General features: G+C 47.2%; 1 protein-coding gene and 1 pseudogene. Both read right to left on the reverse strand.

Annotation, left to right across the window (positions count from 1 at the left end; all coding sequences use genetic code 11):
• Positions 1-242: pseudogene (gatB, locus tag ACTHUR_RS15465) on the reverse strand (Asp-tRNA(Asn)/Glu-tRNA(Gln) amidotransferase subunit GatB); the annotation flags it as partial.
• Between the two features lie 100 nt (positions 243-342).
• The coding region (locus ACTHUR_RS15470) for a trimeric intracellular cation channel family protein (RefSeq protein ID WP_440399521.1) at positions 343-627 on the reverse strand (285 nt) is incomplete at its 5' end.

Below are 627 nucleotides of genomic sequence, written 5' to 3' on the forward strand. Positions count from 1 at the left end.
TAGTTTTTACGGTCGAACACGTTTTTCTGATTGATTTTCGCATCCAAAGCCAAACCGAGTTTGATGGCTTTTTCGACGACTTCGCGGTTCATTACCGGCAATACGCCCGGCAACGCACACTCAACCACGCTGGCGTGGGCATTAGGCTCGGCACCGAATGCAGTGGATGCGCCGCTGAAGATTTTGGATTGGGTGTTGAGTTGGACGTGGATTTCCAGTCCGATTACGGTTTCCCAAGTCATAAGGGTCTTTCTGTCGAAAAAAAGTTAATCGGTTAAATGAGTGATTCGTTTTTCAGACGGCCTGAATAAAAAACATAATAGGCCGTCTGATAAGATAAGTTTATTTCCTGCGGCGTTGGAAACCGGGCAGTTGCCAATGGAAACGGTATGCAGTCAGGCGAAACAACAATCCGCCGGCAAAGAGCAGGTTTAACGTAAAAATATTAATCCAGCCCAAATGCCCGAACAGATAAATCAGCCCGCCAATCAAAATGGCTACACTGCCGTAAAGGTCGGTGCGCAAAATCATCGGCACATCATTGACCAAAATATCGCGCGCAATACCGCCACCAACGGCAGTCACAAAAGCCAAAGAAATAACGCCGAACAAATTGAGCTGCAAGGT

This window comes from Neisseria sp. P0021.S007 (genome assembly GCF_051956855.1).